Origin of the sequence: Clostridium tanneri (assembly GCF_033659955.1) — a bacterium.
Classification (GTDB): Bacteria; Bacillota; Clostridia; order Clostridiales; family Clostridiaceae; genus Clostridium_AM; species Clostridium_AM tanneri.
In genome coordinates, this window is the sequence record NZ_JARUJP010000105.1 from 1 (window position 1) to 300 (window position 300).

1 pseudogene is annotated in these 300 nt (G+C 32.7%); it reads left to right on the forward strand.

The features are described 5' to 3' along the window. Positions 1-300 (forward strand): annotated as a pseudogene (locus P8V03_RS19140) (RHS repeat-associated core domain-containing protein); the annotation flags it as partial.

Below are 300 nucleotides of genomic sequence, written 5' to 3' on the forward strand. Positions count from 1 at the left end.
CTTCTTGGAAGGATAAACTGACACATTATAATAAAAATGAGATAACCTATGATACAATAGGAAATCCTAAGACCTATGCTGGTTATACCTACAGCTGGGAAGAAGGAAGAAGATTAACATCCATTATAGGTAGTGATATCAATGCATTCTTTAAGTATAACGATTCCGGAATCAGAACACATAAGAGAGTAAATGGAGTTACTACAAAGTTTCACCTAATAGGGGATAGGGTAACCTATGAATACACCGAAGATGCTAATCATGAAATAAAAGATAAAATTTATTACAGATATGATAATG